Below are 6,292 nucleotides of genomic sequence, written 5' to 3' on the forward strand. Positions count from 1 at the left end.
ACTGATCGTTCCCACGCTCCGCGTGGGAATGCAGCCCGGGACGCTCCGCGTCCCAAAGCGGACGCAGAGCGTCCATTGAGGCATTCCCACGCAGAGCGTGGGAACGATCTGATCAGGGTTTTCCTTCCAACTGCCCTAACGGCACGCGCTTTTCGATGGCGCTCGACAGCACAATCGAGGTCTTGCTGAACCCGAACGTGGCGATCCGGTTGATCAGCTCTTCCAGCTCCGGCATCGAGCCCACCGCCGCTTGCATGATCACGCACGGGTCACCGGTTACGCGGTGGCACTCGGTCAATTGCGGGATTTTGATCAGGTCGTCGTAGGCCTTTTGATTGCCGTGCTGGTTCAGGCGCAGTTCGATCACGCACTGGATCGGCAAGCCAAGCTTGGCCATGTCGACTTTCGCCTGATAACCAGTGATCACGCCGCTGGCCTCGAGTTTGGCCACGCGCTCGGCCACGGCCGGGGGGGACAGGTTGACCTTGCGCGCCAGGTCCGCGTAGGACGCACGGCCGTTTTCCAGCAGGGCGCTGAGCAGCATGCGGTCGTACTTATCCATCGGGGCGACTCCTGGAAAAAAAGGCCGACTTTCGAAAACACGGTTTATAGCGCTCAACTCCGTGTTTTGAAAAGTGTACCGACGCTTTAAACAAGTTTTGTAACTTATTTTTCGTCGTCGGCCTTTCTAGAATAGCCGTTCACTTGTCTTGCCTGCGAGTCGTCCCATGCCTGGCCTACGCCGTTTCCCTTTACCGTTGATCGCTGCCTTTTTCGCGTTGTACGTGATTTGGGGGTCGACCTATCTGGTGATCCGCATTGGCGTGGAGTACTGGCCGCCGTTGCTGCTCGCCGGGATTCGCTTCGTTATTGCCGGGACCTTGATGTACGCCTATTTACGCTGGCGCGGCGCACCGGCACCAACCTGGGCGCAATGGAAAGCTGCCGGGATCATCGGGATTTTGCTGCTGGCCTGTGGCAACGGTGCGGTCACTGTGGCGGAACACACCGGCGTTGCTTCCGGCGTCGCGGCGCTGGCGGTGGCGACGGTGCCGCTATTTACCTTGCTCTGCGGGTATTTCTGGGGCGCACGTAATACCCGTCTCGAATGGGCCGGGATTGTGCTCGGGATAATTGGCATCGCCATGCTCAACCTGGGGTCCAACCTGCAGTCGAGCCCCTTGGGTGCGGCGCTGCTGATTTTTGCAGCGGCCACCTGGGCCTTCGGTTCGGTGTGGAGCAAACACTTGCCGCTGCCTCAAGGCGCAATGGCCAGCGCCGTGGAAATGCTGGTGGGCGGTGTCGTGTTGCTGATCGCCAGCGCCGTCAGCGGGGAACACCTGGAAAAGCTGCCGCCGATTGAAGGTTGGGCTGCGTTGGCCTACTTGACCGTGTTCGGTTCGATCATCGCCTTCAACGCCTACATGTACCTGTTGAAGCATGTGCGTCCGGCAGCGGCAACCAGTTATGCCTACGTCAACCCGGCAGTGGCAGTGTTGCTGGGGATTGTCTTCGTCGGCGAGACCATCGGTATCGAGGAAGCGCTGGCAATGGCGGTGATCATCAGCGCTGTGGTGCTGATTGGCCTGCCGCAGTGGCGTCGTACGCCAGAGCGGCCGGTGGTGGTGACGGCAGTACCGACAGAATCCCGTGTGAATTAGGGTAAACTGCGCGGCATTGCATCATGTTTTGCACACTTGCTTTGAACAACCCGCGCTGAATTTTCCTACGGTATTCCCATGACTTTCGCCACCCTTGGCCTGATCGAACCCTTGCTGCGCTCCCTTGAGACGCTCGGCTACCAGACTCCGACGCCGGTTCAGGCGCAAGCCATTCCGGCGGTGCTGGCCGGTCGCGACCTGATGGCCGCTGCCCAGACCGGCACCGGCAAGACTGCCGGTTTCGCGCTGCCGCTGTTGCAACTGCTGGCGATGGAAGGGCCGAAAGTCACTGCCAATTCGGTCCGCGCGCTGATCCTGGTGCCGACCCGCGAGCTGGCCGAGCAGGTGCACGAAGCCGTGCGCCAGTACGCCGAAAACCTGCCGTTGCGCACCTACGCGGTATACGGCGGCGTCAGCATCAACCCACAAATGATGAAGCTGCGCAGCGGCGTCGACCTGCTGGTGGCGACCCCGGGCCGCTTGCTCGACCTGTTTCGCCAGAACGCGCTGAAGTTCAACCAGCTGCAAACCCTGGTACTGGACGAAGCCGACCGCATGCTTGACCTGGGCTTTTCCGAAGAGCTGGCGAACATTTACCGCGCGCTGCCGAAGAAACGTCAGACTCTGTTGTTCTCCGCGACCTTCTCCGATGACATCCGCCTGCTGGCCGGGCAGATGCTTAACGACCCGCTGAGCATCGAAGTCAGCCCGCGCAACGTCGCAGCCAACACTGTTAAGCAGTGGATCGTGACGGTGGACAAAAAGCGCAAGCCGGAACTGTTCGTGCACTTGATGCGCAAAGGCAAGTGGAAGCAAGTGCTGGTGTTCGCCAAGACCCGCAACGGCGTGGACGCGCTGGTGGAAAAACTTCAGGGTCTGGGCATCAACGCCGACGGCATCCACGGTGACAAACCCCAGGCGACCCGTCAGCGTGCACTGGATCGTTTCAAGGCGAGTGAAGTGCAGATCCTGGTCGCGACAGACGTCGCAGCCCGTGGCCTGGACATCGAAGACTTGCCGTTGGTGGTCAACTTCGACTTGCCGATTGTCGCTGAGGACTACATCCACCGCATCGGCCGTACCGGCCGCGCGGGCTCGACCGGCGAGGCGATTTCTCTGGTGTGTGCCGATGAGGTCAATCTGCTGTCGGCCATCGAGATGTTGACCCGTCAGACCTTGAAGCGTCAGAACGAACCTGACTTCGAACCCGAGCACCGCGTGCCGGACACCGATGCCAGTGGCCAGGTGATCAAAAAGCCGAAGAAACCGAAGAAGCCAAAGGCTTCGGGTGGTGGCGGCAAGCGCAATCTTGGCAAGTGGGTGGACAGCGGGGAAGTTGCTCCAGCGGAACCTTCGATCAAGCCTGTGCGAAAAGTCCCGGTGTTCAATACCGGGCCGCGCAAGCGTAAGCCTTGACCCTGTAATGATCGTTCCCACGCTCTGCGTGGGAATGCCTCTACGGACGCTCCGCGTTCGGCTTGAAAGGGACGCAGAGCGTCTCAGGCTGCATTCCCACGCAGAGCGTGGGAACGATCAAGAAGATGCTTAACCCTTGCGCCGCAACCACTCCACCATCCCGATTCCCGCCGCCCGCCCACTGGCGAAACACGCGGTGAGCAGATAGCCGCCCGTCGGCGCTTCCCAGTCCAGCATCTCTCCGGCGCAAAACACCCCAGGCATTTGCTTGAGCATCAAGCGCTCATCCATCGCTTCGAACAACACACCACCGGCACTGCTGATGGCTTCGTCCAATGGCCGCGTTTTCACCAGTGTCAGCGGCAATGCCTTGATGGCTTTGGCCAGCAGGGCTGGATTGGCGAAGGTTTCGGCGGTGGTCAGTTCTCGCAATAGCGCCGCTTTCACCCCGTCGATGCCCAACTGACTGTGCAGATGCTTGGCCATCGACCGCGAGCCACGGGGTTTGCTCAGGGCTGCCTGAACTTTATCCACAGGCCGGCCGGGCAACAGATCGATGTGGATGGTTGCCGAACCGTGCAAGTTGATCGCCTCGCGAATCGGCGCCGACAGGGCGTAGATCAAGCTGCCCTCGATGCCGGTGGCGGTAATCACACATTCGCCTAGCCGTGGCACGTCGTCGTTGAGGCCGATAGCGATGTTTTTCAGCGGGGTGCCGGCGAATTTGCTGACCATCAACGCGCTCCAGGCCTGCACCTCGAAGCCGCAATTGCTCGGTTGTAAGGGCGCCAGTCCGACACCGTGCTGCTCCAGCGCCAGCATCCACGCGCCATCCGAACCGAGGCGCGACCAACTGCCGCCGCCGAGGGCGAGCAGGGTCGCATCGGGTGTCAGGCTTTTATCGCCATCGGGGCTGGAAACGTTCAGGCTGCCGTCGGCATTCCAGCCGAGCCAGCGGTGACGGGTGTGGATAACCACACCACTGTCGCGCAGGCGTTTGAGCCAGGCGCGCAACAGCGGCGCGGCTTTCATGTCGGTGGGGAACACGCGGCCGGAGCTGCCGACGAAGGTGTCGATGCCCAGTTCATGAATCCACTGGCATAGCTGATCAGCGCCAAAGCCACGCAGCAACGGCGCAATGTGCGGTGCGCGCTCGGCATAGCGTGAGAGGAACGCCGGGTAGGCTTCGGAGTGAGTGATGTTCATGCCACCGACACCGGCCAGCAGAAATTTCCTGCCTACCGAGGGCATGCCGTCGTACAGGTCGACCTTGACCCCGGCCTGGCTCAACACTTCGGCCGCCATCAGCCCGGCAGGGCCGCCGCCGATGATGGCGACTTGGTAAGAGGAAGAGGTCGAGGATCGAGTCATGGAGAGCGCTGCGGTCTGACGGAATGAAGGCGGGCATTCTAGCAGCCCCGCCCCCTGTAGGAGCGAGCCTGCTCGCGATGGCGATCTGTCAGTTGACGAAGATGTTGAAAGTGCCGGCCTTATCGCGAGCAGGCTCGCTCCTACAGGGATTGTGGCGTTCCTCAAAAGAGGTGGTCAAAAAGTGATCAGTGGTCTGTAGCCCATGCCCAGCATGGCCTGTAGTCCCTTTCACTCAGGTTATCCACAGGCGGTTCCACAGGCATTGTGGGTAAAGCATCCACAGGTCAGTGACAACCTGATGACTGCCAGACGCGTTGCGCACTGTGATGGAGGATGCCGTGACGTCGGGCCAGGGCGTGCCGGTCCTTGCTGTAGCCGCCGCCGATCACGCCGACCACCGGAATATCCCGGCCCAGGCAATGGCGCATCACACTTTCATCGCGGGCGGCGACACCTTCATCCGTCAGTTTCAGATAACCGAGGGCGTCATCCTTGTGCACATCGACCCCGGCGTCGTACAGCACCAGGTCGGGTTGATACAGCGGCAACAGGTAGTTGAGTGCATCGTCCACCACCTTCAGGTAATCGGCATCGCCCATGCCATTGGGCAGCGGAATGTCCCAATCGCTTTCAGCCTTGCGTGCAGGAAAATTCTTCTCGCAGTGCAGGGAAACGGTGATCGCCTCTGGAGTGTTGTGCAGAATCCGAGCAGTCCCATCGCCCTGATGCACGTCGCAATCGAAAATCAGCACCCGATTCACACGCCCGCTCTCCAGCAGGTAGTGGCTGATCACCGCCAGGTCGTTGAAGATGCAGAAACCCGCCGGGTAATCGTAATGCGCGTGGTGAGTGCCGCCGGCGAGGTGGCAGGCCAGCCCATGTTCCAGCGCTTGCTCGGCCGCCAGCAGCGAACCGCCGACCGCCCGCACCGTGCGTCGCGCCAGCGCTTCGCTCCAGGGAAGGCCAAGGCGCCGTTGATCTTCACGGGACAACTCGCCACTCATGTAGCGTTCGATATACGAAGGGTCATGGGCGAGGGCGAGAATCTCTGGCGGGCACAGTTGTGGGCGCAGCAGATCGGCGTCGCGGGTCAGGCCGATGTCCACCAGGTGATCGCGCAGCAGGCGAAACTTGTCCATCGGGAAGCGGTGATCCTCCGGAAACTCGGGGCTGTAGTCTTCGTGGTAGATCAACGGCAACGGCATGATGATTTCAATCGGGAATGAGAGACGGATCCTACCAGCGTTGTAGACTGGCGGCATGGAAATGGGGGGAGGGCACGATGGAGCCGATACTTGAACTGGCAAGCGCGCGATTGCTGATGCGCCAATGGCGTGATGACGATTTGCCGGAATTTGCCGCGATGTGCGCTGATCCGCAAGTCATGCGTTATTTTCCAGCGCCCTTGAGCCGACTGGAAAGTGCTGAATTGATCGGGCGAGTCCGTGGCCATTTCGCCGAGCACGGTTTTGGCCTGTGGGCACTGGAGCGCAAGGATACCGGGCAATTCATCGGTTTCACCGGGCTGGGCGTGGTCGGCTTCGAGGCACCGTTTACCCCGGCCATCGAAATCGGTTGGCGCCTGGCTCGCGAGCACTGGGGCCTTGGCTACGCCAGCGAAGCGGCGTGGACCGCTCTGCGCTGCGGGTTTGACCGCTTGCTGCTGAGCGAAGTCGTGTCCTTTACCGCTGACAGTAATCTGCCGTCGCAGAAAGTCATGCAGGCGATTGGCATGCATCACGATCCGGCCGATGACTTCGATCACCCCAAGCTTGCCGTCGATCATCCCCTGCGTCATCACGTGTTGTACCGCATCAGCCGTGAACAATGGCTGCAAACCTTGC

Annotated in this window: 6 protein-coding genes; 3 read left to right on the forward strand and 3 right to left on the reverse strand. The window is 61.0% G+C overall.

Translation table 11 applies throughout. The annotated features are described in order from the left end of the window. Positions 1 to 112: 112 nt before the first annotated feature. Positions 113 to 562: an Lrp/AsnC family transcriptional regulator gene (locus tag D8V06_RS02990; RefSeq protein ID WP_056855724.1), complete on the reverse strand. Its 450-nt coding sequence runs from the start codon at positions 560 to 562 to the stop codon at positions 113 to 115. A 166-nt stretch (positions 563 to 728) separates the two neighbouring features. Here D8V06_RS02990 and yedA point away from each other — a divergent pair, with 166 nt between their 5' ends. Next, positions 729 to 1,661, forward strand: a complete 933-nt coding sequence (yedA, locus tag D8V06_RS02995; RefSeq protein ID WP_056855723.1) for a drug/metabolite exporter YedA — start codon at positions 729 to 731, stop codon at positions 1,659 to 1,661. A gap of 78 nt (positions 1,662 to 1,739) precedes the next feature. After that, positions 1,740 to 3,077, forward strand: coding sequence for a DEAD/DEAH box helicase (locus tag D8V06_RS03000; RefSeq protein WP_056855722.1), 1,338 nt, complete (start codon positions 1,740 to 1,742; stop codon positions 3,075 to 3,077). A gap of 129 nt (positions 3,078 to 3,206) precedes the next feature. Here the strand turns inward: D8V06_RS03000 and D8V06_RS03005 are convergent, their stop codons facing one another. Both D8V06_RS03005 and D8V06_RS03015 read right to left on the reverse strand, forming a co-directional pair. Beyond that, entirely contained in the window at positions 3,207 to 4,448 is a 1,242-nt protein-coding gene (locus D8V06_RS03005; RefSeq protein ID WP_130930414.1) for a TIGR03862 family flavoprotein, read from the reverse strand. A 284-nt stretch (positions 4,449 to 4,732) separates the two neighbouring features. Then, positions 4,733 to 5,653 carry a histone deacetylase gene (locus D8V06_RS03015; protein ID WP_130930415.1) on the reverse strand — a complete coding sequence of 307 codons (921 nt, stop codon included), beginning with the start codon at positions 5,651 to 5,653 and terminating at the stop codon, positions 4,733 to 4,735. Positions 5,654 to 5,730: 77 nt separating this feature from the next. Between D8V06_RS03015 and D8V06_RS03020 the strand changes: the two genes are divergently transcribed. Next, positions 5,731 to 6,292: GNAT family N-acetyltransferase (locus D8V06_RS03020; protein WP_130930416.1), on the forward strand; the 562-nt coding region annotated here is incomplete at its 3' end.

The sequence above is a fragment of the Pseudomonas sp. Sample_24 genome (assembly GCF_004307605.1).
GTDB lineage: Bacteria > Pseudomonadota > Gammaproteobacteria > Pseudomonadales > Pseudomonadaceae > Aquipseudomonas.

Coding starts and splice junctions, on each gene's coding strand:
- D8V06_RS02990 (WP_056855724.1), bottom strand. CDS start 562: ATGGATAAGTACGACCGCATGCTGCTCAGCGCCCTGCTGGAAAACGGC.
- yedA (WP_056855723.1), top strand. CDS start 729: ATGCCTGGCCTACGCCGTTTCCCTTTACCGTTGATCGCTGCCTTTTTC.
- D8V06_RS03000 (WP_056855722.1), top strand. CDS start 1,740: ATGACTTTCGCCACCCTTGGCCTGATCGAACCCTTGCTGCGCTCCCTT.
- D8V06_RS03005 (WP_130930414.1), bottom strand. CDS start 4,448: ATGACTCGATCCTCGACCTCTTCCTCTTACCAAGTCGCCATCATCGGC.
- D8V06_RS03015 (WP_130930415.1), bottom strand. CDS start 5,653: ATGCCGTTGCCGTTGATCTACCACGAAGACTACAGCCCCGAGTTTCCG.